31 protein-coding genes are annotated in these 21,874 nt (G+C 46.8%); all 31 read left to right on the top strand.

Annotation, left to right across the window (positions count from 1 at the left end):
* The first annotated feature begins 15 nt into the window (after positions 1-15).
* Entirely contained in the window at positions 16-282 is a 267-nt protein-coding gene (gene rpsQ, locus ACI31H_RS00510; RefSeq protein ID WP_439770041.1) for a 30S ribosomal protein S17, read from the top strand.
* A 65-nt stretch (positions 283-347) separates the two neighbouring features.
* The gene (gene rplN / locus ACI31H_RS00505; RefSeq protein WP_003714461.1) at positions 348-716 is read left to right on the top strand and encodes a 50S ribosomal protein L14; all 369 of its coding nucleotides are present in this window, start codon (positions 348-350) and stop codon (positions 714-716) included.
* Between the two features lie 34 nt (positions 717-750).
* On the top strand, positions 751-1,059 hold the full coding sequence (gene rplX, locus ACI31H_RS00500) for a 50S ribosomal protein L24 (protein WP_439770040.1): 309 nt from the start codon (positions 751-753) through the stop codon (positions 1,057-1,059).
* 25 nt (positions 1,060-1,084) lie between these two features.
* Positions 1,085-1,627, top strand: a complete 543-nt coding sequence (rplE, locus tag ACI31H_RS00495) for a 50S ribosomal protein L5 (RefSeq protein ID WP_439770039.1) — start codon at positions 1,085-1,087, stop codon at positions 1,625-1,627.
* 15 nt (positions 1,628-1,642) lie between these two features.
* The gene (locus ACI31H_RS00490; RefSeq protein ID WP_003716665.1) at positions 1,643-1,828 is read left to right on the top strand and encodes a type Z 30S ribosomal protein S14; all 186 of its coding nucleotides are present in this window, start codon (positions 1,643-1,645) and stop codon (positions 1,826-1,828) included.
* Positions 1,829-1,859: 31 nt separating this feature from the next.
* Positions 1,860-2,258 (top strand): 30S ribosomal protein S8, encoded by a 399-nt coding sequence (rpsH, locus tag ACI31H_RS00485; RefSeq protein WP_289560858.1) that lies wholly within the window; start codon positions 1,860-1,862, stop codon positions 2,256-2,258.
* Between the two features lie 29 nt (positions 2,259-2,287).
* On the top strand, positions 2,288-2,824 hold the full coding sequence (gene rplF / locus ACI31H_RS00480) for a 50S ribosomal protein L6 (protein WP_439770038.1): 537 nt from the start codon (positions 2,288-2,290) through the stop codon (positions 2,822-2,824).
* A gap of 56 nt (positions 2,825-2,880) precedes the next feature.
* Complete coding sequence (rplR, locus tag ACI31H_RS00475) at positions 2,881-3,246, top strand: 50S ribosomal protein L18 (protein ID WP_439770037.1); 366 nt, start codon at positions 2,881-2,883, stop codon at positions 3,244-3,246.
* A gap of 22 nt (positions 3,247-3,268) precedes the next feature.
* Positions 3,269-3,772 (top strand): 30S ribosomal protein S5, encoded by a 504-nt coding sequence (gene rpsE / locus ACI31H_RS00470; protein ID WP_289560855.1) that lies wholly within the window; start codon positions 3,269-3,271, stop codon positions 3,770-3,772.
* A gap of 14 nt (positions 3,773-3,786) precedes the next feature.
* Entirely contained in the window at positions 3,787-3,969 is a 183-nt protein-coding gene (rpmD, locus tag ACI31H_RS00465) for a 50S ribosomal protein L30 (RefSeq protein ID WP_047767366.1), read from the top strand.
* 32 nt (positions 3,970-4,001) lie between these two features.
* Positions 4,002-4,436 (top strand): 50S ribosomal protein L15, encoded by a 435-nt coding sequence (gene rplO / locus ACI31H_RS00460; protein ID WP_439770036.1) that lies wholly within the window; start codon positions 4,002-4,004, stop codon positions 4,434-4,436.
* A gap of 16 nt (positions 4,437-4,452) precedes the next feature.
* Positions 4,453-5,757 carry a preprotein translocase subunit SecY gene (secY, locus tag ACI31H_RS00455; protein WP_439770035.1) on the top strand — a complete coding sequence of 435 codons (1,305 nt, stop codon included), beginning with the start codon at positions 4,453-4,455 and terminating at the stop codon, positions 5,755-5,757.
* A 2-nt stretch (positions 5,758-5,759) separates the two neighbouring features.
* Positions 5,760-6,410, top strand: a complete 651-nt coding sequence (locus tag ACI31H_RS00450; protein ID WP_439770042.1) for an adenylate kinase — start codon at positions 5,760-5,762, stop codon at positions 6,408-6,410.
* Positions 6,411-6,542: 132 nt separating this feature from the next.
* Positions 6,543-6,761, top strand: coding sequence for a translation initiation factor IF-1 (gene infA, locus ACI31H_RS00445; protein WP_003664537.1), 219 nt, complete (start codon positions 6,543-6,545; stop codon positions 6,759-6,761).
* 38 nt (positions 6,762-6,799) lie between these two features.
* Positions 6,800-6,919: a 50S ribosomal protein L36 gene (rpmJ, locus tag ACI31H_RS00440; RefSeq protein WP_003714521.1), complete on the top strand. Its 120-nt coding sequence runs from the start codon at positions 6,800-6,802 to the stop codon at positions 6,917-6,919.
* 30 nt (positions 6,920-6,949) lie between these two features.
* Complete coding sequence (gene rpsM / locus ACI31H_RS00435; protein WP_439770034.1) at positions 6,950-7,315, top strand: 30S ribosomal protein S13; 366 nt, start codon at positions 6,950-6,952, stop codon at positions 7,313-7,315.
* Between the two features lie 34 nt (positions 7,316-7,349).
* Positions 7,350-7,739 carry a 30S ribosomal protein S11 gene (rpsK, locus tag ACI31H_RS00430; RefSeq protein WP_003664532.1) on the top strand — a complete coding sequence of 130 codons (390 nt, stop codon included), beginning with the start codon at positions 7,350-7,352 and terminating at the stop codon, positions 7,737-7,739.
* 83 nt (positions 7,740-7,822) lie between these two features.
* A complete protein-coding gene (locus ACI31H_RS00425) occupies positions 7,823-8,767 on the top strand; it encodes a DNA-directed RNA polymerase subunit alpha (RefSeq protein ID WP_439770033.1) in 945 nt (314 codons plus the stop codon).
* Between the two features lie 32 nt (positions 8,768-8,799).
* On the top strand, positions 8,800-9,183 hold the full coding sequence (rplQ, locus tag ACI31H_RS00420; RefSeq protein ID WP_283588035.1) for a 50S ribosomal protein L17: 384 nt from the start codon (positions 8,800-8,802) through the stop codon (positions 9,181-9,183).
* Between the two features lie 245 nt (positions 9,184-9,428).
* Positions 9,429-10,256, top strand: coding sequence for an energy-coupling factor transporter ATPase (locus ACI31H_RS00415; RefSeq protein WP_439770032.1), 828 nt, complete (start codon positions 9,429-9,431; stop codon positions 10,254-10,256).
* Positions 10,232-11,095, top strand: a complete 864-nt coding sequence (locus tag ACI31H_RS00410; protein WP_439770031.1) for an energy-coupling factor transporter ATPase — start codon at positions 10,232-10,234, stop codon at positions 11,093-11,095. Before ACI31H_RS00415 ends, ACI31H_RS00410 begins: the two co-directional genes overlap by 25 nt.
* A complete protein-coding gene (locus ACI31H_RS00405) occupies positions 11,088-11,891 on the top strand; it encodes an energy-coupling factor transporter transmembrane component T family protein (RefSeq protein ID WP_439770030.1) in 804 nt (267 codons plus the stop codon). The genes ACI31H_RS00410 and ACI31H_RS00405 overlap by 8 nt, the downstream gene beginning before the upstream one ends.
* A gap of 17 nt (positions 11,892-11,908) precedes the next feature.
* Positions 11,909-12,679, top strand: a complete 771-nt coding sequence (gene truA / locus ACI31H_RS00400) for a tRNA pseudouridine(38-40) synthase TruA (RefSeq protein ID WP_439770029.1) — start codon at positions 11,909-11,911, stop codon at positions 12,677-12,679.
* A 105-nt stretch (positions 12,680-12,784) separates the two neighbouring features.
* Positions 12,785-13,228, top strand: a complete 444-nt coding sequence (gene rplM / locus ACI31H_RS00395) for a 50S ribosomal protein L13 (RefSeq protein WP_439770028.1) — start codon at positions 12,785-12,787, stop codon at positions 13,226-13,228.
* 7 nt (positions 13,229-13,235) lie between these two features.
* Positions 13,236-13,637, top strand: coding sequence for a 30S ribosomal protein S9 (gene rpsI, locus ACI31H_RS00390; protein WP_104688581.1), 402 nt, complete (start codon positions 13,236-13,238; stop codon positions 13,635-13,637).
* A 137-nt stretch (positions 13,638-13,774) separates the two neighbouring features.
* Positions 13,775-14,404 carry a glycoside hydrolase family 73 protein gene (locus ACI31H_RS00385; RefSeq protein ID WP_439770027.1) on the top strand — a complete coding sequence of 210 codons (630 nt, stop codon included), beginning with the start codon at positions 13,775-13,777 and terminating at the stop codon, positions 14,402-14,404.
* Between the two features lie 20 nt (positions 14,405-14,424).
* Entirely contained in the window at positions 14,425-15,000 is a 576-nt protein-coding gene (locus tag ACI31H_RS00380; protein WP_439770026.1) for a xanthine phosphoribosyltransferase, read from the top strand.
* 12 nt (positions 15,001-15,012) lie between these two features.
* Complete coding sequence (locus ACI31H_RS00375; protein ID WP_439770025.1) at positions 15,013-16,176, top strand: ATP-grasp domain-containing protein; 1,164 nt, start codon at positions 15,013-15,015, stop codon at positions 16,174-16,176.
* A gap of 91 nt (positions 16,177-16,267) precedes the next feature.
* Positions 16,268-18,562 carry a DNA helicase PcrA gene (gene pcrA, locus ACI31H_RS00370; RefSeq protein ID WP_439770024.1) on the top strand — a complete coding sequence of 765 codons (2,295 nt, stop codon included), beginning with the start codon at positions 16,268-16,270 and terminating at the stop codon, positions 18,560-18,562.
* A 20-nt stretch (positions 18,563-18,582) separates the two neighbouring features.
* Positions 18,583-20,622 (top strand): NAD-dependent DNA ligase LigA, encoded by a 2,040-nt coding sequence (gene ligA / locus ACI31H_RS00365; RefSeq protein ID WP_439770023.1) that lies wholly within the window; start codon positions 18,583-18,585, stop codon positions 20,620-20,622.
* A 3-nt stretch (positions 20,623-20,625) separates the two neighbouring features.
* A complete protein-coding gene (locus ACI31H_RS00360) occupies positions 20,626-21,735 on the top strand; it encodes a CamS family sex pheromone protein (RefSeq protein WP_439770022.1) in 1,110 nt (369 codons plus the stop codon).
* Positions 21,736-21,874: the final 139 nt, after the last annotated feature.

The following is a 21,874-nucleotide window of genomic DNA, read 5'->3' as shown; positions in this document are numbered from 1 at the left end:
AAGGAGGATTAGCGCATGAGTGAAGAACGTAATGCACGTAAGGTTTACCAAGGCCGCGTTGTTTCTGACAAGATGGACAAGACCATCACTGTCGTAGTTGACACTTACAAGAGTGCCCCTGTTTACGGCAAGCGTGTTAAGTACTCAAAGAAGTACTACGCCCACGATGAAAACAACGAAGCAAAGACCGGCGACACTGTACAAATCATGGAAACTCGGCCATTATCAGCTAAGAAGCGTTTCCGTCTTGTAAAAGTTGTCGAAAAGGCTGCTACCCTTTAATTTAGCAGATAACTCTTAAATTCGTATTCTAATTCTTATTTGTAAATGGAAGGAGGACATTAACCGTGATTCAACAGGAAAGTCGGTTGAAGGTCGCTGATAACTCTGGTGCCCGTGAAATCCTTGTTATTAAGATCTTAGGTGGTTCCCGGGTTAAGACTGGTAATATTGGTGACATTATTGTTGCTACTGTAAAGCAGGCAACACCAGGTGGCGTTGTCAAGAAAGGTGACGTTGTCAAGGCTGTCGTTGTTCGGACTAAGCATGGTCTGCACCGTAAGGATGGTTCATACATCAAGTTTGACGAAAACGCCGCTGTTTTGATCAACAATGATAAGAGCCCTAAGGGTACCCGTATTTTTGGACCAATCGCTCGTGAACTTCGTGGCGATGACTTCATGAAGATCGTTTCTCTGGCTCCAGAAGTTCTGTAAGATTTAACCAAAAATAAGGAGGTGCACAATCAACATGTTCATTAAAACAGGTGACAAAGTTCGCGTTATCGCCGGTAAAGACAAGGGTAAGGAAGGTAACGTTAAGAAGATCTTCGCTGCCCAAAACCGTGTAATCGTTGAAGGCATTAACAAGGTTAAGAAACACCAAAAGCCAAGCAACGCAAATCCAAACGGTGGCGTTATTGATACTGAAGCTGCGATCAGCGCTTCAAACGTAATGCTGATTGATCCTTCTACCAACGAACCAACCCGTGTTGGTTACAAGTTCGTTGATGGCAAGAAGGTTCGGGTTGCTAAGAAGTCCGGTAAGACCATCGATTAATTAAGGAAAGGAGGAATAATTACTAATGGAAAACCGTTTAAAAGCTAAATACGAAAGCGAAATCCGTCCTGCTTTGATTGAAAAGTTTAACTACTCTTCAACAATGCAAGCACCAAAGGTCGACAAGATCGTTTTGAACATGGGTGTTGGTGATGCTACTACTAACTCCAAGAACTTGGATGAAGCCGTTGAAGAACTTGGTTTGATCGCTGGTCAAAAGCCACTGATTACCAAGGCTAAGAAGTCCATCGCCGGCTTCCGTCTTCGTGAAGGAATGCCAATTGGTGCAAAGGTAACCTTACGTGGTGAACGTATGTATGATTTTTTGGATAAGTTGATCAACGTGGCACTGCCACGGGTTCGTGACTTCCACGGTGTAAGCAACAAGGCCTTTGATGGTCGTGGTAACTACACTCTTGGTATCCATGAACAATTAATTTTCCCTGAAATTGATTACGATAAGGTTAACCGGGTACGTGGTTTGGATGTTGTGATCGTTACTACTGCTGAAAGTGACGAAGAATCACACGAACTGCTTGCTCAACTCGGCATGCCATTTGCTAAATAAAGGAGGTTCCACAAATTGGCTAAAAAATCAATGATTGCTAAGTGCAACCGTCCAGCTAAGTTCTCAAGTCGTGAATACACACGTTGTGCACGTTGTGGACGTCCGCACTCAGTTTACCGTAAATTCCACTTATGCCGGCTTTGCTTACGAGAACTTGCCCACAAGGGACAAATTCCTGGTTTAAAGAAGGCTAGCTGGTAAACAAATCACTGACAAAAGGAGGAAAACATCGATGTCTATGAGCGATCCAATTGCAGATTTCTTAACGCGGATTCGTAACGCCAACCTGGCACAACACGAATCAGTTGAGGCTCCTGCATCAAAGATGAAGAAGGACATCGCCGAAATCTTAAAGAACGAAGGTTTCATTCGCGATGTTGAATATGTTGATGATAACAAGCAAGGCATCATCCGGGTGTTCTTGAAGTACGGTAACGACGGTCAACGCGTTATTTCCGGCTTGAAGCGGATTTCAAAGCCTGGTCTGCGGACTTACGTTAAGGCTGATGCTGTGCCAAAGGTTCTTAACGGATTAGGTATTGCTATTATTTCAACATCTGAAGGTGTTGTAACTGACAAGGTAGCTCGTGCCAAGAAAATTGGTGGCGAAGTTATCGCTTACGTTTGGTAATCAATTATATTTAGTTAGGAGGTGCACGCATGAGTCGTATTGGTTACAAGGAAATTGACTTGCCAAAGGGTGTTGAAGTATCCCAAGAAGGTAATGTCGTAACTGTTAAGGGTCCCAAGGGTACTTTGTCCCGTGAAATCTCACCTTTGATTAAGATGACCGTCGCTGATAACGTTGTTAAGTTTGACCGTGACGATGATACTAATCGGCTGAAGATGCTTCATGGTACTACCCGGGCTAACGTTAACAACATGGTTGAAGGTGTTGTTGATGGTTACAAGAAGGTTCTTAAGTTAGTCGGTGTTGGTTACCGTGCTCAATTCAAGGGTAACAAGTTGATCTTGACTGTTGGTTACTCCAACCCAGTTGAAATGGACAAGCCTGAAGATATTGATATCAAGGTTCCTGACAACACTACTATTGAACTGAGCTCAATCAACAAGGAACACCTTGGTGATTTTGCTGCTCAAGTTCGTGCCGTTCGTTCACCTGAACCATACAAGGGTAAGGGTATTCGTTACGAAAACGAACACATCATCCGTAAGGAAGGTAAGACTGGTAAGTAATCTGATTAGATTATTCTATCAGCAATTAATAATTAACATAAAATATTCAATAAGAGGTGACTATTGTGATTTCTAAACCAGATAAGAACAAGATCCGTCAACGCCGTCACATGCGCGTTCGCGGTAAGATTTCTGGTACTGCGGAGCGCCCACGCTTAAGTGTTTACCGTTCAAACAAAAACATTTACGCTCAATTAATTGATGACGTAAAGGGTGTGACGCTCGCAAGTGCCTCCACAAACGACAGCGAAGTTAGTGGTAAGACTAAGACTGAACAAGCTAGTGGCGTTGGTGCATTGATCGCCAAGCGTGCTGCTGCTAAGAACATCACTAGCGTTGTATTTGACCGTGGTGGTTACCTTTACCACGGACGGGTACAAGCATTAGCTGAAGCTGCTCGTGAAAACGGACTTAAATTCTAAGGAAAAGGAGGAATAACCTGCGATGTCAGAATACATTGATCCAGCTAAGTTAGACTTAGATGACCAAGTGGTTGCCATCAACCGGATTACCAAGGTTGTTAAGGGTGGTCGTCGGATGCGTTTCGCTGCCTTAGTTATCGTCGGTGACCGTAAGGGCCATGTTGGTTTTGGTACTGGTAAGGCTCAAGAAGTTCCAGAAGCTATCCGTAAGGCTCAAGCTGCTGCTGAAAAGAACCTCATTACTGTGCCAATCGTTGGTACGACTATTCCACACGAAGTTATCGGTACTTACGGCGGTGGTAAGATCATGCTCAAGCCAGCCGTTGAAGGTTCCGGGGTTGCCGCTGGTGGTGCGGTTCGTAACGTTATGGACCTGGCCGGTGTAGCCGATGTTACTTCCAAGCGTCTTGGTTCTAACACGCCAATCAGCGTTGTTCGTGCAACCTTTGAAGGTTTGAAGCAACTGAAGAGTGCTGAAGAAGTTGCTAAGCTTCGTGGCGTTTCAGTCGATCACTTGGCAGAATAAGGAGGGCACTAATTATGGCTAAAGTTAAAGTTACCTTAATCCACAGTGTTGCCCACCGTGAACCAACCCAACGTAAGACCGTTAAGGCATTGGGCTTAGGCAAGATCGGTAGTTCAAACATTCTACCAGACAACGCCGCAACACGTGGTCAAATTTTCAAAGTAGCTCACTTAGTTTCAATTGAAGAAGTTAAGTAATTAAAACTAAATAATAAGGAGGTGCCTACCAAATGAAGTTAAATGAATTGAAGCCAGCTGAAGGTTCTCGTTCAAAGCGTCTTCGTAAGGGTCGTGGTCTTTCATCAGGTCATGGTTTTACTTCTGGACGTGGTACTAAGGGTCAAAAGGCTCACGGCAAGACTCGTCTTGGTTTTGAAGGGGGCCAAATGCCACTCTACCGGCAAATTCCAAAGCGTGGTTTCACCAACATCAACCGCAAGGAATACGCCATCGTTAACTTAACTGCTCTGAACAAGTTTGATGACGGTACGGAAGTTACCCCACAAGTACTTGTTGAAAATGGTTTAGTTAAGAACCTGAAGAGTGGTGTTAAGGTTCTTGGTAGCGGTAAGCTAGAAAAGAAGTTAACTGTTAAGGCTAACAAGTTTTCTGCTTCAGCAGTTTCAGCCATTGAAGCTGCTGGCGGTAAAACTGAGGTGATGTAATTTGTTCAAAGCCGTCATGAACACGTTGAAGGTTAAGGAAATCCGTAAAAAGATTTTCTTTACCTTGTTCGTGTTGATTGTTTATCGAATTGGGGCGGCTATCACTGTTCCTGGAGTTAATGCTGCAGCTTTGCAGGAAATTTCCTCGACCGGGTTAGCATCGATCCTCAATACTTTTAGTGGTGGTGGCCTGGAAAACTACTCGTTATTTGCAATGGGTGTTTCTCCTTATATCACTGCTCAAATTGTTGTTCAACTGCTGCAGATGGATATTGTTCCGCGGTTTGTTGAATGGAGTAAGCAAGGTGAAGTTGGACGGCGCAAACTTAACCAGGCCACGCGGTGGTTGACAATTGTTCTTGGTTTTATCCAGTCAATTGGGATTACCGCTGGTTTTAATGCGTTAAGTACAATTAAGTTGGTTAACCATCCGAATGTGGAAACATTCCTGACGATTGGGTTAATCCTAACGGCGGGGACGATGTTTGCTACTTGGATGGGGGACATGATTACCGAACGTGGTATTGGTAATGGTGTTTCAATGCTGATCTTTGCTGGGATTGTTGCTCAAATGCCTGGTGCTATCAGACAACTTTGGGATGATCAAATTGCTGGTGAATCTGGTGCGGCCCTTTGGTCTGGAATCGGATTTATCGCCTTAGTAATTGTAGCGTTACTGATCATTGTTGCGTTTGTCACTTGGGTTCAACAAGCGGAACGGCGCTTGCCGATTCAATACACTCGTCGGACAACCACTTCACCATCAAGTAGTTACCTACCATTAAAGATTAATGTTTCTGGGGTTATCCCGGTTATCTTTGCGGGTTCCTTTATTTCAACTCCGCAAACGATCTTGATGGCCTTCCAACAAAATCATGGTGGTGACACTTGGTATCAAGTTTTAACGACGATCTTTAACATGCAATCCGGTCCAGGGATCACATTGTACACGTTATTGATTGTTGTATTTACCTTTTTCTATGCCTTTGTTCAGGTTAATCCGGAAAAACTCGCCGAAAACCTGCAAAAGCAAGGATCCTATATCTCTGGTGTTCGTCCAGGGCGCGGGACACAGGATTTTGTTTCAGGTTTGTTAATGCGTTTAAGTACGGTGGGGTCACTGTTCTTAGGATTGATTTCATTAATCCCGTTGATCGCAAGTAATGTTTGGAACCTTAGCCAGTCAATTGGTCTTGGTGGGACAAGCTTACTGATCATTGTTCAGATTGCCCTTGATGTTATTCGTCAGTTAAACGGATTGACAATGAAGCGTGAATACATTGGATTTATTCGTGAACCAAAAGGAGGAAATGGCAAATGAGTATGAATCTTGTTTTAATGGGTTTACCGGGTGCCGGTAAGGGTACTCAAGCTCAAAAGATTGTGGAAGATTTCGATATCCCGCACATTTCAACGGGGGACATCTTCCGTGCGGCAATTAAGAACGAAACGCCAATGGGTGTTGAAGCTAAGAAGTACATCGATAAGGGTGAATTAGTTCCGGATGAAGTTACTAACGGAATCGTTAAGGAACGGTTAGCCAAGGATGATACGAAGAAGGGCTTCATGCTTGATGGTTTTCCTCGTAATCTTAACCAAGCAGCAGCTTTGGATAAGATGTTGGCGGAGAGCAACCGGCAATTAGATGCAGTCATCAATATTCATGTCGAACCAGATGTATTGGTAGAACGGTTGAGTGGTCGGTTTATTTGTCGCAATTGTGGTGCTACGTATCACAAGATTTACAATGCACCCAAGGTTGAAGGTACGTGTGACGTTTGTGGCGGCCACGACTTCTACCAACGTGATGACGATAAGCCGGAAACGGTTAAGAACCGTTTGGATGTTAACATTAAGTTGAACACGCCACTGGTTGACTACTATCAAAAACAAGGTGTGTTGCACACGATCGATGGTCAACAAGACATCGATAAGGTTTACGAAGACGTCAAGAAAGTACTTAACAACCTTTAATCAGCACTGATAACTTGCGCTTCTTAGTGACTTATGCTAAACTTAGCAAGGTTTATCTAGCTGACAGTGGGAAGTAGTATGCTTTCCACCGTTTTTACGTAATTTCTTGATTAAGCAAGGAGGAACCGTTTCGTGGCAAAAGCCGATGTGATTGAAGTTGAGGGTAAGGTTACCGAAACCCTACCTAATGCAATGTTTAAAGTTGAACTGGAAAATGGAGCGGAGATTCTTGCTCACGTTTCCGGTAAGATCCGTATGCACTACATCAAGATCTTACCTGGTGACCGAGTAAAGGTCGAAATGTCTCCATATGACCTGACTAAGGGTCGGATTACGTTCCGGTTTAAGTAATAATTGTTAATCTAGGAACTCTCTAGGAGGATTTAAGAATGAAAGTAAGACCATCAGTCAAGCGGATGTGCGAGCACTGCAAGATCGTTAAGCGTCATGGACGTGTTATGGTTATTTGCTCTGCTAACCCAAAGCACAAGCAACGTCAAGGTAAGTAATTTTATTTAATAGGAATGGAGGTGCACTAAATGGCTCGTATTGCAGGTGTCGATTTACCTCGTGACAAGCGAATCGTAGTCGGCTTAACTTATATTTACGGTATCGGTGATTCCCGTGCTAAGAAGATCTTGGAAAACGCCGGTGTCTCAGAAGATGTTCGTGTTCGTGATTTAACTCCGGACCAAGAAGAAAAGATCCGTGGTCAAGTTGAAAACATCCGGGTTGAAGGTGACTTACGCCGGGAAGTTTCAATGAACATCAAGCGGCTCCAAGAAATTGGTTCATACCGTGGAATGCGTCACCGTCGTGGTTTACCAGTTCGTGGTCAACACACTAAGAACAACGCCCGGACTCGTAAGGGTAAGGCCGTAACCATCGCTAACAAGAAGAAGTAATTTAATTTTATAAAAAAGGAGGTTAGTACTAGATATGGCAACCAAAAAAGGTACGCGTAAGCGTCGTGCAAAGAAGAATGTTGAAACTGGTGTAGCTCACATTCACTCAACATTTAACAACACTTTGATCATGATTACTGACGTTCAAGGTAACGCCGTTGCTTGGTCATCAGCTGGTGTCTTGGGCTTCAAGGGTTCACGTAAGTCAACTCCATTTGCTGCCCAAATGGCTTCAGAAGCTGCTGCTAAGCAAGCTATGGAACACGGTATGAAGACTGTTGAAGTCGAAGTTAAGGGTCCAGGTTCTGGTCGTGAAGCTGCTATCCGTGCTCTGCAAGCAACTGGTTTGGAAGTCACTGCTATTCGTGACGTTACGCCAGTTCCTCACAATGGTTCTCGTCCTCCAAAGCGTCGTCGTGTTTAATTGGCATTTGGTGGAGAACCTTATTTCCACAATTGTCTTTTTAAAAAAATACGAACCACGTTTGAAAGGGGTACAGGGATAGAATGATCGAATTTGAAAAGCCAAACATTCATAAAGTTGAAGAGACAGATAACTACGGCAAGTTTGTTGTAGAACCACTTGAGCGCGGCTATGGGACTACTCTTGGTAACTCACTGCGACGTGTTCTGATTGCTTCATTACCAGGTGCAGCAATTACCACCATGCAAATTGATGGGGTTTTGCACGAATTCAGTACCGTTAAAGGGGTAACTGAAGATGTAACCCAAATTATCTTAAATCTTAAGAAGGTTTCGCTTAAAATCAATTCTGAGGACCAAAAGGATTTGGAATTAGATGTTAAGGGACCAGCTGAAGCAACTGCCGGTGACATTCAGGGCGATGGTGAAGTTACCATTTTGAATCCTGATCTGCACATTGCTACTGTTGCTGATGGTGCTGAGCTGCACATTAAGATGACAGCTGATAAAGGTCGCGGTTACCTTTCAGCCAATGATAATAAGGCCCGGATGGAAGATCTTGCTATTGGTGTTTTGCCAATTGATTCCATCTATACCCCAATTGAACGTGTTAACTACACCGTTGAAAATGCGCGGGTTGGTCAACGAAGTGATTATGACAAGTTGACTTTGGATGTTTGGACTGATGGTTCATTAACACCAACCGAAGCGGTTAGTTTGGGTGCCAAGATTTTGACCGAACACTTGGATATGTTTGTCAACCTGACTGAAACGGCACAAAATGCCCAAGTAATGGTTGAAAAGGAAGAAACCCATAAAGAAAAGACGCTTGAAATGACGATTGAAGAACTTGACTTATCTGTTCGTTCCTACAACTGTCTTAAGCGTGCTGGTATTAACACCGTTAAGGAATTAACGGACCGTACCGTTTCAGACATGATGAAAGTTCGGAACTTAGGACAGAAGTCATTAGAAGAAATTAAGCTCAAGTTAAATGATCTCGGCGTTTCATTCCGCCAAGATGATTAATTGATACCAAATGCAAAGGAGGGAACCACTTCATGAGTTACCGTAAATTAGGACGTACAAGTTCACAACGTAAGGCTTTATTACGTGATTTAACTACTGATTTAATTGTTAATGGTCAAATTACCACTACTGAAGCACGTGCTAAGGAAGTTCGGAAGACCGCTGAAAAGATGGTTACGCTTGCCAAGCACGGTGACCTTGCTTCTCGTCGTAAGGCTGCTTCATTCGTTCGGAATGTTGTTGCTGATGTTAAGGAAGACGGCGATGACATCCGTATCCAATCTGCACTTCAACACTTGTTTGAAGAACTTGCTCCCAAGTATGCAGATCGTAAGGGTGGTTACACGCGGATTCTGAAGACCATGCCTCGTCGTGGTGACGGTGCACCAATGGTTATTCTACAATTCGTGGACTAATTACTAAATAACTAAATACGTAATAAAGAATCACTATCACTGATAGCATAGAGCGTTACGATGGTGGGGCAACCCTAGTCTAGCTCGAATGCGGAAACCCCGTGCGCTGCAGTGGTAAGTGATTTTTTATTTACGCTCATTTTTCGGGCGGAAGGAGTTTTCCTACTTTTTCTCAGCAGATTTTCTGACTCGGGGGCACTTCTTTGTTAAAATAGGTATATTAATTGCGAAGGGATATTGAAAACGTGGATGGTATAAATCTTAAGAATATTTCTTATACATACCCCGGGGCAGCACACCCGGTTTTTAGTGGTTTAAATTTGCAAATACCACGAAATAAGTGGACCACGATGATTGGTCAAAATGGGAGCGGTAAAAGTACCATTGCTCGTTTGATTGATGGCTTGTTGGTACCTGCTACGGGCTCAATTACGGTTAATGGCCTACCTGTCGTCGAAGATAAGCTACCCGAACTCCACCGCCGGCTGGGAATTGTTTTTCAAAATCCTGATAATCAGTTTGTCGGGGCAACGGTTGCGGACGATATTGCCTTTGGACTAGAGAATCATCAGGTTCCCCATGAGCTGATGCAAAAGCGAATTGACGCTGCACTTGCTAAGGTGGGAATGACTGACTTAGCGGATGCCGAGCCGACGATACTTTCTGGTGGTCAAAAACAACGGGTCGCGATTGCGGGGATTTTAGCATTAGAGCCGGAAATTATCATTTTGGATGAGGCCACCTCAATGCTGGATCCGGAAGGCCGGCAGGTAATTTTAGAGTTAATTGATAACCTCCGAAACCAGCAGGACCTAACAATTATTTCAATTACCCACGACCCAGTCGAAATGGAGTTGGCAGACCAAATTATTGTCGTCGACCAACACGGGATTGCTGATCAGGGACCGGCCCCTGACATTCTCAAACAAACGGACCTTTTACGCCAACTGGGGGTTGGTATTCCAACGGGGCAACATTTACATGACCTACTGGAGGCGGCCGGAGTAACACTCCCTGATCGCTACTTTACAACGAATGAAATGGTGGAATGGCTATGCCAGAAATTAAGTTAACAAACCTCAGCTACTCATATTCAAATACGGGCCACGCTGCACTCCATGATGTAAATCTGACGGTAGCCAGCGGCTCCTATACGGCCATTGTTGGCCATACAGGTAGTGGGAAGTCCACGTTGGTTTCATTGATTGACGGCCTCTTAAGCCCCTCCGCTGGCGAAGTGCAGGTTGGGGAGGTCCGTGTAAATAGTAGCGCTAAACGTGCTAATTTAGCCAAGCTACGCCAGCACGTCGGCTTTGTCTTTCAGTTTCCCGAGCAGCAGCTGTTTGCCGAAACGGTTGAAAAGGATATTGCCTTTGGTCCCGAGAACTTAGGTTGGTCAGCGGAACGGGTTGACGCGGCGGTCCGGGACGCAATGGAAGAAGTGGGGCTGTCTGCTGAGTTGGCTAAGCGCTCACCATTTATGCTGTCTGGCGGTCAGATGCGCCGGGTCGCAATTGCCGGGGTACTGGCAATGAAACCGGCCGTCCTAATTCTGGATGAACCAACGGCCGGCTTAGATGCCCGGTCCACCGAGACGTTATTAGGATTAGTGGATCGCCTGCACCAAGAGGGGCGGACAATTCTCCTAATTACTCACCAAATGGACCAGGTGGCCCAGTATGCCGACCAGGTAGTGGTAATGAATCATGGTCGACTGGTTACGGCAACGACACCACAGCAATTATTTGCTGATCGGCAACTACTAGCAGATAACCACCTTGGTCAACCGGCGGCAATGAAAATTAGTCAAACCCTTCAAGAACGGGGTATTCAACTTTCGCCGACACTAACGTTAACGCAACTTGCTAGTCAGCTAGCAGCACAGCTAGGAGGCGATGAGCACAATGGGTAATACAATTGTCTTTGGTAGTTATGTCCCGGGAAATTCACCCCTTCACCGCCTGGACCCCCGTGTTAAGTTACTATTGTGTATTTTTTATGTTGTTTTAGTATTCTTTGCCAACAGCTGGTCGACATGTTTATGGCTAATACTGGTTCTTCTTGCGACTATTTTCGCTAGTCAGGTCAGCATTAAGATGTACTGGCGAGGAATTCGCCCGTTAGCGTGGATTATTCTGCTAACCGTCCTTTTTCAGGTTCTATTTAGTGCGGGTGGACCGGTTTATTGGCACTGGGGAATTATGTCGGTTACCCGTGATGGGTTGTTAAATTCTTTAATTATCTTTTTCCGCTTTATGGTCATTATTACGGCCTCAACTGTTTTAACGGCTACCACCCCGACACTGCGGATTGCAGATGCCCTCTCGTGGTTTATGCGACCGCTTAAGTATGTCCATGTACCGGTTAACCAGGTGACCCTGATGATTTCCATCGCCCTTCGTTTCATCCCGACGATTATGGATGAGGCGGTTAAAATTGCCAATGCACAGCGCTCACGGGGGATGAACTTAGATGAGGGGAACATCGTTAAACGGCTAATGCGGATGGTGCCGATCTTAATTCCCCTCTTTGTCGATTCCTTTAAGCGGGCCGAGGAACTAGCGACGGCAATGGAGGCCCGGGGATATGATCCCGCGGCTCCCCGGACGCAGTACCGGCAGCTTTATTGGCAGCGCCGGGATACGGGGGCCCTTGTTGTGCTTGTCCTAGTCGCCGCGGTCTTATTTGGACTGCGCTTTATGCTGTAATCATGAAAGGAGCTTTTATGTACCGCTATAAAATAACCTTTGCTTATGATGGGGCTAACTTTTCTGGCTTTCAGATTCAACCCCACAAGCGGACCGTGGAACAGGTGCTTAAGAACGCGGTGAATAAGATTGCTAAGCACCCGGACCCGCCGATTTCGGTGATTGGTTCGGGCCGGACCGATGCCGGGGTCCACGCCCTCAACCAGGTCGCTCATTTTGATATTCCTTATCAACTAAGTAATGAATCCATGCGAAAGGCCCTTAATAGTATCCTCCCGTTGGATATCCTGGTGAAGAAGGCGGAATTAGTTGATGATTCCTTCCATGCCCGGTTTAGTGCCCACCGTAAGACCTACCGGTACCGGGTTGACCAGGGTGAGTTTGTGAACCCGTTTAAACGCAACTATACGGCCCATTTTAAATACCCGGTTGATATTGAAAAAATGCGCGCTGCGGCCCAGGACTTCATTGGGGAACATGACTTTACTAGTTTTGTGGCTTCGGGAAGTCAAGCCAAGAGTAATGTACGGACGGTTGAAAAAATTACGATTCACCGTGACCCGGCCCAAAATGAGGTCGTCTTTGAATTTACCGGAAATGGCTTTCTTTATAACCAGATTCGGATTATGGTAGCCTTCCTCTTGGAGGTTGGTAGTGGCCAGCGGCCCGTTAGTGACGTCAAACGGGTATTAGCGGCTAAGGACCGGACACAGGCCCGGATGACGGCTCCGGCCAGTGGCCTCTATCTGGTGAATGTTGATTATGGATCAACTACCAAAAACAATTGACGAACAATGGAGAAGAAGGTATACTAACACTTGGTATTTCTTTTCCATCTAATAACTCGGTACACTATTATATGTAAAAGAAAAACAAAATTGGAGGACTTAATCGTGAGAACGACATACATCGCAAAACCTGGTGAAGTTGATCGCAAGTGGTACGTTGTCGATGCTAAGGATGTCCCAATGGGTCGTCTGGCCACCGTCGTCGCATCAATCCTGCGTGGTAAGAACAAGCCAACATTTACTCCACACGTTGATACTGGTGACAATGTTATTGTTATCAACGCTGCGCAAGTTAAGTTAACTGGTAAGAAGGCTTCTCAAAAGATGTACTACCGTCACTCAAACTACCCTGGTGGTTTGAAGGAACGGACTGCCGGTGACTTCCGTGCTAAGGAACCAGAAAAGTTGCTGGAAACTGCTATCAAGGGTATGCTTCCACACAACTCCCTGGGTCACAAGATGGGCTTGAAGCTGCATGTTTACGCTGGTGAAGACCACAGTCATGTTGCACAAAAGCCAGAAGCATTGGACATTACGAACTTAATCTAAGGAGGGAATGGAATTGGCTCAACAAGTACAATACAGTGGTACTGGTCGGCGTAAGGATGCAACCGCACGTGTTCGCTTAGTACCAGGTTCAGGTAAGATTACGATGAACGGCAAGGCAATTGAAGACTACATTCCATTTGCCAACTTACGTGCTATCGTAAACCAACCATTCGATGTTACTAAGACTAACGGTCAATACGACGTTATCGCTAACATCAATGGTGGTGGATTCTCCGGTCAAGCCGGCGCTGTTCGTCACGGTATCGCCCGTGCACTCCTCAGCGTTGACCCTGACTTCCGTGACGCCCTGAAGAAGGCCGGTCTCTTGACTCGTGACCCTCGTATGAAGGAACGTCGTAAGCCAGGTCTGAAGAAGGCTCGTAAGGCTGCTCAATTCAGTAAGCGTTAATATTCGATTATCGCTTCCATTAAAAGAGATCGCATTGGCGGTCTCTTTTTTGTTTTAAAAGTTTTGGGATTATCACAAGGTAAAAATGCTATAATCGACGTTAGGAAATTTTAGTAATGATTTAGGGAGGGTTCCTTTTGGCAAAGGGCAAACGCAAAACAGGCAAACGTAAATCAGGGGTCCGGTTTTTAATTTGGCTACTGGTAATTATCGCTTTATTCTTAGGGGTCTACTTGGCTCACCACTATTACCGGATTTGGAATCAGCAGCGGATTGAGGAACAGATGCGGCGCCAAGACCGTCAGGCCAAGCAATCTTTCATCAAGCAAGTTGCCCCGGAGGCCCAGGCCATGCAGAATTCTTACCACGTTTATGCATCGGTAACCATCGCTCAGGCAATTTTGGAATCCCAATGGGGAACTAGTCAGTTAGCCTCTCAGTACCACAACCTCTTTGGGATTAAGGGGACCGATCCAGCTAATTCGAAGGTCCTAACGACGAAGGAATATGTCAATGGTCGCTGGATTGTCACCAAGGGCCGCTTCCGTGTTTACGACAGCTGGAGTGATTCCATCAAGGATCACACCAAGTTAATGCTGAACGGGACGGATACCAATAAGGATAACTACCAGGCAGTGGTTCAGGCGAAAAATTATCGGGAGGCGGCACGAGCCTTACAAAAGGCTGGTTACGCAACTGACCCGAACTATGCTAATAAGTTAATCTCGGTTATTCGGACTTATAAGTTATATAATTATGATAAGTAAACAGTAAAGGAGTCGGCTTCATGCAAGAATTAAACGAAAAAATTAGAAAGTTTGGAACGGTTTTACCGGGTAACGTCTTAAAGGTGGACGCCTTCTTGAACCACCAGGTAGATCCAGAACTGATGCTCCACATTGGTCAGGAGTTTGCTAAACGCTTTGCCGATGAAGGAATTACGAAGATCTGGACGGTAGAATCTTCGGGAATTGCACCGGCAGTTATGACGGGCTTGGCGATGAAGGTTCCAGTGATCTTTGCCCGTAAACACAAGAGTTTAACCTTGAATAGTAACATGTACGTGGCAGACGTTTATTCTTACACGAAGAAGACGACTAACCGGATTTCTATTTCTAAAAAATATGTGGCACCGGATGATAAAATCCTGATGATCGATGACTTCTTAGCAAATGGTCAAGCCGTTGAAGGGATGCTGGAGATTGCTGACCAGGCCAGTGTAGCAGTTGCTGGTGCCGGCATTGTGATTGAAAAGAGCTTCCAACCCGGTGGTAAGGAACTGCGTGACCGTGGTATCCGAGTAGAATCACTGGCTCGCATTAAGTCATTAACGGATAACCAGATCGAGTTTGAAGAAGACTAAGGGGGGATTTTGATGGCAGAGGACACGTTATATCCTGGTAGTACGCTGGGGATTATCGGCATCAACCATAATGGTGGTGAATTGATTGCGACGGCTAAGCAGGCCGGCTTTAATGTGGGAGTTTACGTTGATCATTCACAACCGGTCCTGACGAAGTTGGCGGATTTTACCCTTGTTGGTGCCTACAATGATAAGGATAAGTTAACTGAATTTGGTCAAAACTGCGATGCCATTATTTACCAAACTGCTAGTGTTGATTCACAGGTACTCCGTTACCTCAGTAAGTTTGCGGCGGTTCCTCAAGGGATTAACGGACTTGAAATCGTTCAAGACCGGTTAATGGAGCGGGCCTTCCTTGACCAGATCAATATCAACATTGCCCCTTACGTGACGGTAGTTAGTCTTGATGATGTTTACCAGTCAATTGATTCGATCGGTTACCCGGCCCTGTTGAAGCCCATCCAACGGGGAATTGGTGAACAATCGATGATGATTCGGCGCCAATCTGATATTGCCCGGGCGGCCAACTTCATCGATACCGGGACCTACCTGCTTGAATCATGGATTGACCACACTGCTGAGTATACGATGACGGCGGTTACCGATGGGAAGGATGTTAACATCTACCCACTGGCAAAGCTGCAGTTTTCAGCCGATCGGCAGTTAATCGCCGCCGCTACACCAGCCGTGGTTGATGATAATATCCTGACAGAAATGCAACGGATCGTGCGGAGCGTAGCCGACTCCCTGGAATACCGGGGTGTCTTTGCGTTGAACTTTTACGTTACGACCAATGGTTCACTATATGTTAAAAACATTGAACTGGGTTTAACGACGGTGGCTAATGTTTACGATCACTCGACCAACGTTAGCCAGTACGAAGAACAGGTACGGACCACGGTGGGGATGCCGCTGCACATCATTCGTTCACTACAACCGGCCTTACTGATGGTAATTCGGGGCCAGCAAGAAGAGGCTATTAGCCGGCAGCGGTTATTGAAGAATAATTGGCAATTCCGTTTGTTCTTAGGTAACGAAAACGCGACGAACCGCCTACTTGGCTTTGCCTGGGTAACCGGCAGTAATAGCTTAGAAGAGCTTGAGGAACAGGTTGACGATACGGAAGTTTGGTCCGAACCGCTTGCGCCAGGCGATGATGACCATGATTCAGAATAATCGATAAAATTTAACGGGACTGTGACAGACGTCGACGGTCCTTTTTTGTTATAATATTAGCCGACTGATTTTTTAGAGAGGATGGAACGGCGTGAGTAATAGTCAAGCACTACTAGACGGAATGAATGATAAGCAAACGGAAGCGGTTCTGACTACGGAGGGACCCCTTCTGGTAATGGCTGGTGCGGGATCCGGGAAGACCCGGGTATTAACCCACCGGGTCGCCTACCTAATTGAGGAAAAGAATGTCCTCCCTTGGAATATCCTGGCAATCACCTTTACGAATAAGGCAGCTCGGGAAATGCAAGAGCGGGTCGGTAAGCTACTGGGTGAGAGTGCCCAGGATATTTGGGTGTCCACTTTCCACTCCCTGTGTGTGCGGATCTTGCGACGGGACATCGAAAAGTTAGGTTATAACCGGGCCTTTACAATTGCTGATACTAGTGAACAACGGACGCTGATGAAGCAGATCTGTGCGGAACTTAATATCGATACGAAGAAATTTGATCCGCGGAGTATCTTGAGCACCATTTCCAACGCCAAGAACGCCCTACTAACGCCAAAGGATTACGCTGCCCAAGTCGGGAGTAATAACAATCCCCACAGTATGTATAGTCAGGTGGTTGCGCGGGCTTATAAGCTTTATCAAGAGCAATTAGAGGCCAACCAGGCCCTCGACTTTGATGACCTGATCATGAAGACGATCGAACTGTTTGAAAGTGACCCGGAGACCTTGGAGTTCTATCAGGACCGCTTCCACTACATTCACGTTGACGAATACCAGGATACCAATGACGCCCAGTATAAGCTAGTTCACATGCTGGCGGATAAGTACCAAAATATCTGCGTGGTCGGGGATGCAGACCAGAGTATTTACGGCTGGCGGGGAGCCAACATTGAAAATATTCTGAACTTTGAGCGGGACTACCCAAACGCCCACACGGTGATGCTAGAACAGAATTACCGGTCAACCCAGAATATTTTGGATGCGGCCAACCAGGTGATTAAGAACAATAATGGGCGCAAGGATAAGAACCTGTGGACCGAAAATGGTCGGGGCGATAAGATCACCTACTACCAGGCCCAAAACGAACACGATGAAGCCCAATACATTGTTGCTAAGATCAAAGAAGAGCATGACCAGCATGGTTACCACTACAATGACTTTGCAATTCTTTACCGGACCAACGCCCAGTCACGGATTATCGAAGAAACCTTCATGAAGTCCAGCGTTCCATACACAATGGTGGGGGGCCATAAGTTCTACGACCGTAAAGAAATTCGGGACATTTTGGCCTACCTGACCCTCCTTGTTAACCACCGGGACTCGATGAGCTTTAGCCGGGTGGTTAACACCCCAAAGCGGGGGATCGGCCTCACCAGTGTTGAACATTTACGTGAATTTGCCATGGATAACGATTGGTCCCTGCTGGAGGCCAGTCAAAATGTTGATATTGCCAACAATATTACGACGCGGACCCGGACCAAGCTGGCTGACTTTGGCCAGTTGATTAAGGACCTCGACCAGCAAGTCGACTTCCTGAGTATCACGGATTTAACCGACCAAATCCTGGAACGAACGGGCTACAATAAGATGCTGCAAAAGGAAAACAGTCTAGAATCACAGGCGCGCCAAGAAAACCTGGATGAATTTAAGTCGGTAACCCAAGAATATGACCAGCAACACAAGGACGATGACGTGGATAACCGGCAAAAACTGGTTAACTTCTTGGCCGACCTCGCCCTGGTTTCGGACCAGGATGATGTCGACGAACAGGCACCGGCGGTTACCCTGATGACCCTTCACGCTGCCAAGGGGCTTGAATTCCCGGTTGTCTTTCTAGTCGGGATGGAAGAGGGGATCTTCCCACTTTCCCGGGCCCTCATGGAAGATGATGAACTAGAAGAAGAGCGGCGCTTGGCCTATGTCGGGATTACCCGGGCTAAGAAGAAGCTTTACCTGACCAACGCGGTATCCCGTTTGCTGTACGGGCGGATTCAACGTAACCGGCCGTCCCGGTTTATCGACGAGATCGACCCGAACCTGCTGCAAGAAGAGGGCGGGGCAATGCCGACTAGCGGCTTAGGTGGTAACCTGCCGTTCAATAAGCGGACCGATACCCCAACCTGGGCAGAACGTAAGCGGAAGCAACACACTTATCGGGATGCCGGTAAACGGGTTGCACCGGTTACCAACACCGGTACCGGCGCCGACAAGGTTAGCTGGAAAGTTGGCGACAAGGTCACCCATAAGAAGTGGGGCCAAGGAACGGTAGTTAAGGTTAATGGTTCTGGCAATGATATGGAACTAGACATTGCCTTTCCAAACCAGGGGGTTAAGCGGCTCCTGGCCAGTTTCGCGCCAATTCAAAAAGTAACTGATTAGTAAAAAGTGAGGCCAGAAGAATGGATAAACAGATACCAGTCGACCAGTTAACGCTGGCGGCGGCCAAGCAGGAGATTGTTCCCTTAAGAAAGCAGCTGACGCAGTGGGGGAAGGAATACTATGAACAGGATAACCCGTCCGTTGAAGACTACGTCTATGACCGGGCTTACCAACGGTTGGTGGAACTAGAGCAGCAGTTTCCCGAACTTAAAACGCCCGATTCACCGACCCAGCACGTGGGGGGCGGTCCAACAACCCAATTAACTAAGGTCAACCATGATATTCCGATGCTGTCGATGGGGGATGTTTTCTCCGTTGATGAATTGATGGACTTCAACGCCCGCCAGCAAGAAAATAACGACGTGGATGTCACCCCGGAATATAACCTAGAACTCAAGATCGATGGCCTATCACTATCCTTAGTTTATGAAAATGGTCGGTTAGTGCAGGGGTCGACCCGGGGTAACGGGGTGATCGGTGAAGATGTGACGGCCAACGTTAAGACCATTAAGTCAGTACCGCAGCAGCTACCGGAACCACTGAGTATTGAATTTCGGGGCGAATGCTACATGCCAAAGGACGCATTTGTTAAGTTAAACCAGGAACGGGAGGCGGCCGGTCAGCCGGTCTTTGCCAACCCGCGGAACGCGGCGGCTGGTAGCTTGCGGCAGCTCGACCCCAAGGTAACGGCTAAACGGGAGCTCGATACCTTTATGTATTACATCCCGGAATACCAAAAGCTGGGCTTAAAGACCCAGTCAGCAGCACTGGATAAGATGCGGGAGCTGGGCTTTAAAGTTAACCCGAATAACCGAGTGGTTCATAACCAACAGGAGATTGCGGACTATATTGAAGAATATACGGCCAAGCGGGACCAGTTATCCTACGGAATTGATGGGATCGTGGAGAAGGTCAATGACCTCGCCACGGAATCGGCACTAGGAAATACGGTTAAGGTGCCGCGCTGGGAAATTGCCTACAAGTTCCCACCGGAAGAGCAGGCAACCGTCGTCCGCGACATTGTCTGGACCGTTGGCCGGACCGGGAACGTTACCCCGACCGCGGTGATGGATCCTGTTCAGTTGGCGGGGACCACGGTTAGTCGTGCTTCCCTCCATAACCCGGATTACTTACGGGAAAAGGATATCCGCCTAGGTGACACCGTCTACCTGCACAAGGCCGGTGACATTATTCCCGAAATTTCACGGGTGGACCTGAAAAAACGGCCCCAGGATAGTCAACCTTATGTTATTCCAACGACCTGCCCAGTCTGTGGGTCTCAGCTGGTCCACCTGGATGATGAGGTTGCGCTCCGTTGTGTTAACCCAATGTGCCCCGCCCAGATCAAGGAAGGGCTGGCCCACTTTGCCTCGCGTAATGCGATGAACATCGACGGCCTCGGCCCGAAGATTATCCAACAGCTCTGGGATAAGAAATTAATTCATGATGTGGCTGACTTATACCAGCTTACCCGGGACCAATTGTTAACTTTAGATAAATTTGGGGACAAATCAGCGACTAACCTATTGACATCGATTGACAATAGTCGTAATAATTCTGTCGAACGCTTATTATTTGGCCTCGGTATTCGTCACGTAGGTGCCAAGGCGGCCCGGCTAATTATGGCCGAATTTCATTCCCTCGATAAGCTGATGACAGCAAGTGCGGAGGAAATTTCGGCGGTTGAAGGAATCGGGCCGACGATTGGCGAAAGTGTCGAGACCTACTTTGCTAACGAGCAGGTAGTTAAGTTAGTTGAGGAACTCCGGGACGCGGGGGTCAACTTTGACTACCTGGGTGCTAGTACTCCCGCCAACCCGGCTAGTGAGTGGAATGGCCGGCGGGTCGTTTTAACCGGGAAACTAGAACAGCTGACCCGGAACGAGGCGAAGACCTGGTTAGAGGATCATGGTGCCAAGGTCACCGGTAGCGTTTCAAAGAAAACAGATATTGTCATTGCGGGGACGGCCGCGGGTAGTAAACTGGCCAAGGCCCAGGAATTGGGAATTACGGTTTGGGATGAGGCCCGCTTTGCCCAAGCAATGAAGGAGGAAAATTAGATCGTGAAGTTCAAAGTTAAGAAAATAGCAATAACCGCTGCTCTGTTGATGAGTGCGGTTGTCCTTGCTTCATGTGGAAAGAACTCTTCGAAAAACTATAGTACGACCGGTTCTGGTAATGGTAACTACCAGGGAGTAATCCAAAATGGCCGTTACAAGACCAGTAAGGCGCGGGGAATCAACGTGGCCCAAAATGATAACCAGTATAACCAGAAGAGCTTTGAAAGTGGCTTGACCCAGGTTTCCAAGCGGGTCTTCTCACCAAAGTCTTATATTTTCCAGGAAGGTCAGTACTTAAATACTAGTACCTTGCAAAGCTGGCTCGGGCGCAAGACTAAGAAGAATCCGAATGGTTTAAACCCAGCCCAGGGTAAAAAGAGTGACCCGAACCCGGAGTATGTCCAACAAATTGAAGAGCAGGACTACATGACGGATAATGGGCGGTCAATGAAGCTCAAGGGGGTTGTCATCGGGGTTGGTATCAACTCAGAGTACAACTACCAACGAAAGACGGATGGTTCTTCTTATACCAAGAACATTAGTAAGGATGAAATGCAGCGGCAGGGTGAAATTGCCGCCCAAAAGATTCTGACCCGGTTACGGGCCAAGAAGGCGCTGCGCAATGTGCCAATTGTAATTGCCCTTTACAAGCAGGCACCGGATGATAGCCTGGTCGGGGGGAGTTTCTTTGCCTACAGCAAGAACAACGGTAACCGGATCAGCAGCTGGACTAAGCTGAACTACAAGACGATGGTCCTACCAAAGGCTTCTGCTACGAACTCCACGACGAGTGCGGACTCCACGGATAATGACAACTTTGCTAACTTCAAGAGCCAAATCCAAGGCTTCTTCCCGAACCTGAGTGGGGTAACCGCCCAGGCCCAGTACCATAATGGTGAGTTGTCGGGGATGCACATTACCGTGACGACCCAGTTCTACAGTCAAACGGAAATTACGAGCTTTACCCAATACATCGCCCGGGCCGCTAAGCGTTACCTGCCTAGTGGGATCCCGATTGACATCCGGATTCAGTCCGATTCTGAAATGCAGGCGATTGTATACCGGGACGCTGGATCTAACACCTTCCGGACCCACGTTCTTGATTCCTATTAGAAGTGAAAAGTAAGGGTTGATGACAAATTAATTTGCCATCACCCTTATTTTTATTTACGTCATTGCGGGGACGACCAGCGGGTACTTTATTGAATTTGGGCAAGAAGACACGACCTTTTAAAGACGTGATGAATTGCCC

The organism is Limosilactobacillus sp., from assembly GCF_051873035.1.
In the GTDB taxonomy this organism is placed as follows: domain Bacteria; phylum Bacillota; class Bacilli; order Lactobacillales; family Lactobacillaceae; genus Limosilactobacillus.
This window is presented reverse-complemented; position numbering and strand designations above follow the sequence as displayed.

Excerpts from the sequence above, each read along its gene's own strand:
- rpsQ (WP_439770041.1), top strand. The coding sequence starts at position 16 with ATGAGTGAAGAACGTAATGCACGTAAGGTTTACCAAGGCCGCGTTGTT.
- rplX (WP_439770040.1), top strand. The coding sequence starts at position 751 with ATGTTCATTAAAACAGGTGACAAAGTTCGCGTTATCGCCGGTAAAGAC.
- rplE (WP_439770039.1), top strand. The coding sequence starts at position 1,085 with ATGGAAAACCGTTTAAAAGCTAAATACGAAAGCGAAATCCGTCCTGCT.
- rpsH (WP_289560858.1), top strand. The coding sequence starts at position 1,860 with ATGTCTATGAGCGATCCAATTGCAGATTTCTTAACGCGGATTCGTAAC.
- rplF (WP_439770038.1), top strand. The coding sequence starts at position 2,288 with ATGAGTCGTATTGGTTACAAGGAAATTGACTTGCCAAAGGGTGTTGAA.
- rpsE (WP_289560855.1), top strand. The coding sequence starts at position 3,269 with ATGTCAGAATACATTGATCCAGCTAAGTTAGACTTAGATGACCAAGTG.
- rpmD (WP_047767366.1), top strand. The coding sequence starts at position 3,787 with ATGGCTAAAGTTAAAGTTACCTTAATCCACAGTGTTGCCCACCGTGAA.
- rplO (WP_439770036.1), top strand. The coding sequence starts at position 4,002 with ATGAAGTTAAATGAATTGAAGCCAGCTGAAGGTTCTCGTTCAAAGCGT.
- secY (WP_439770035.1), top strand. The coding sequence starts at position 4,453 with ATGAACACGTTGAAGGTTAAGGAAATCCGTAAAAAGATTTTCTTTACC.
- ACI31H_RS00450 (WP_439770042.1), top strand. The coding sequence starts at position 5,760 with ATGAATCTTGTTTTAATGGGTTTACCGGGTGCCGGTAAGGGTACTCAA.
- rpmJ (WP_003714521.1), top strand. The coding sequence starts at position 6,800 with ATGAAAGTAAGACCATCAGTCAAGCGGATGTGCGAGCACTGCAAGATC.
- rpsM (WP_439770034.1), top strand. The coding sequence starts at position 6,950 with ATGGCTCGTATTGCAGGTGTCGATTTACCTCGTGACAAGCGAATCGTA.
- rpsK (WP_003664532.1), top strand. The coding sequence starts at position 7,350 with ATGGCAACCAAAAAAGGTACGCGTAAGCGTCGTGCAAAGAAGAATGTT.
- ACI31H_RS00425 (WP_439770033.1), top strand. The coding sequence starts at position 7,823 with ATGATCGAATTTGAAAAGCCAAACATTCATAAAGTTGAAGAGACAGAT.
- rplQ (WP_283588035.1), top strand. The coding sequence starts at position 8,800 with ATGAGTTACCGTAAATTAGGACGTACAAGTTCACAACGTAAGGCTTTA.
- ACI31H_RS00410 (WP_439770031.1), top strand. The coding sequence starts at position 10,232 with ATGGCTATGCCAGAAATTAAGTTAACAAACCTCAGCTACTCATATTCA.
- ACI31H_RS00405 (WP_439770030.1), top strand. The coding sequence starts at position 11,088 with ATGGGTAATACAATTGTCTTTGGTAGTTATGTCCCGGGAAATTCACCC.
- truA (WP_439770029.1), top strand. The coding sequence starts at position 11,909 with ATGTACCGCTATAAAATAACCTTTGCTTATGATGGGGCTAACTTTTCT.
- rpsI (WP_104688581.1), top strand. The coding sequence starts at position 13,236 with ATGGAATTGGCTCAACAAGTACAATACAGTGGTACTGGTCGGCGTAAG.
- ACI31H_RS00380 (WP_439770026.1), top strand. The coding sequence starts at position 14,425 with ATGCAAGAATTAAACGAAAAAATTAGAAAGTTTGGAACGGTTTTACCG.
- ACI31H_RS00375 (WP_439770025.1), top strand. The coding sequence starts at position 15,013 with ATGGCAGAGGACACGTTATATCCTGGTAGTACGCTGGGGATTATCGGC.
- ligA (WP_439770023.1), top strand. The coding sequence starts at position 18,583 with ATGGATAAACAGATACCAGTCGACCAGTTAACGCTGGCGGCGGCCAAG.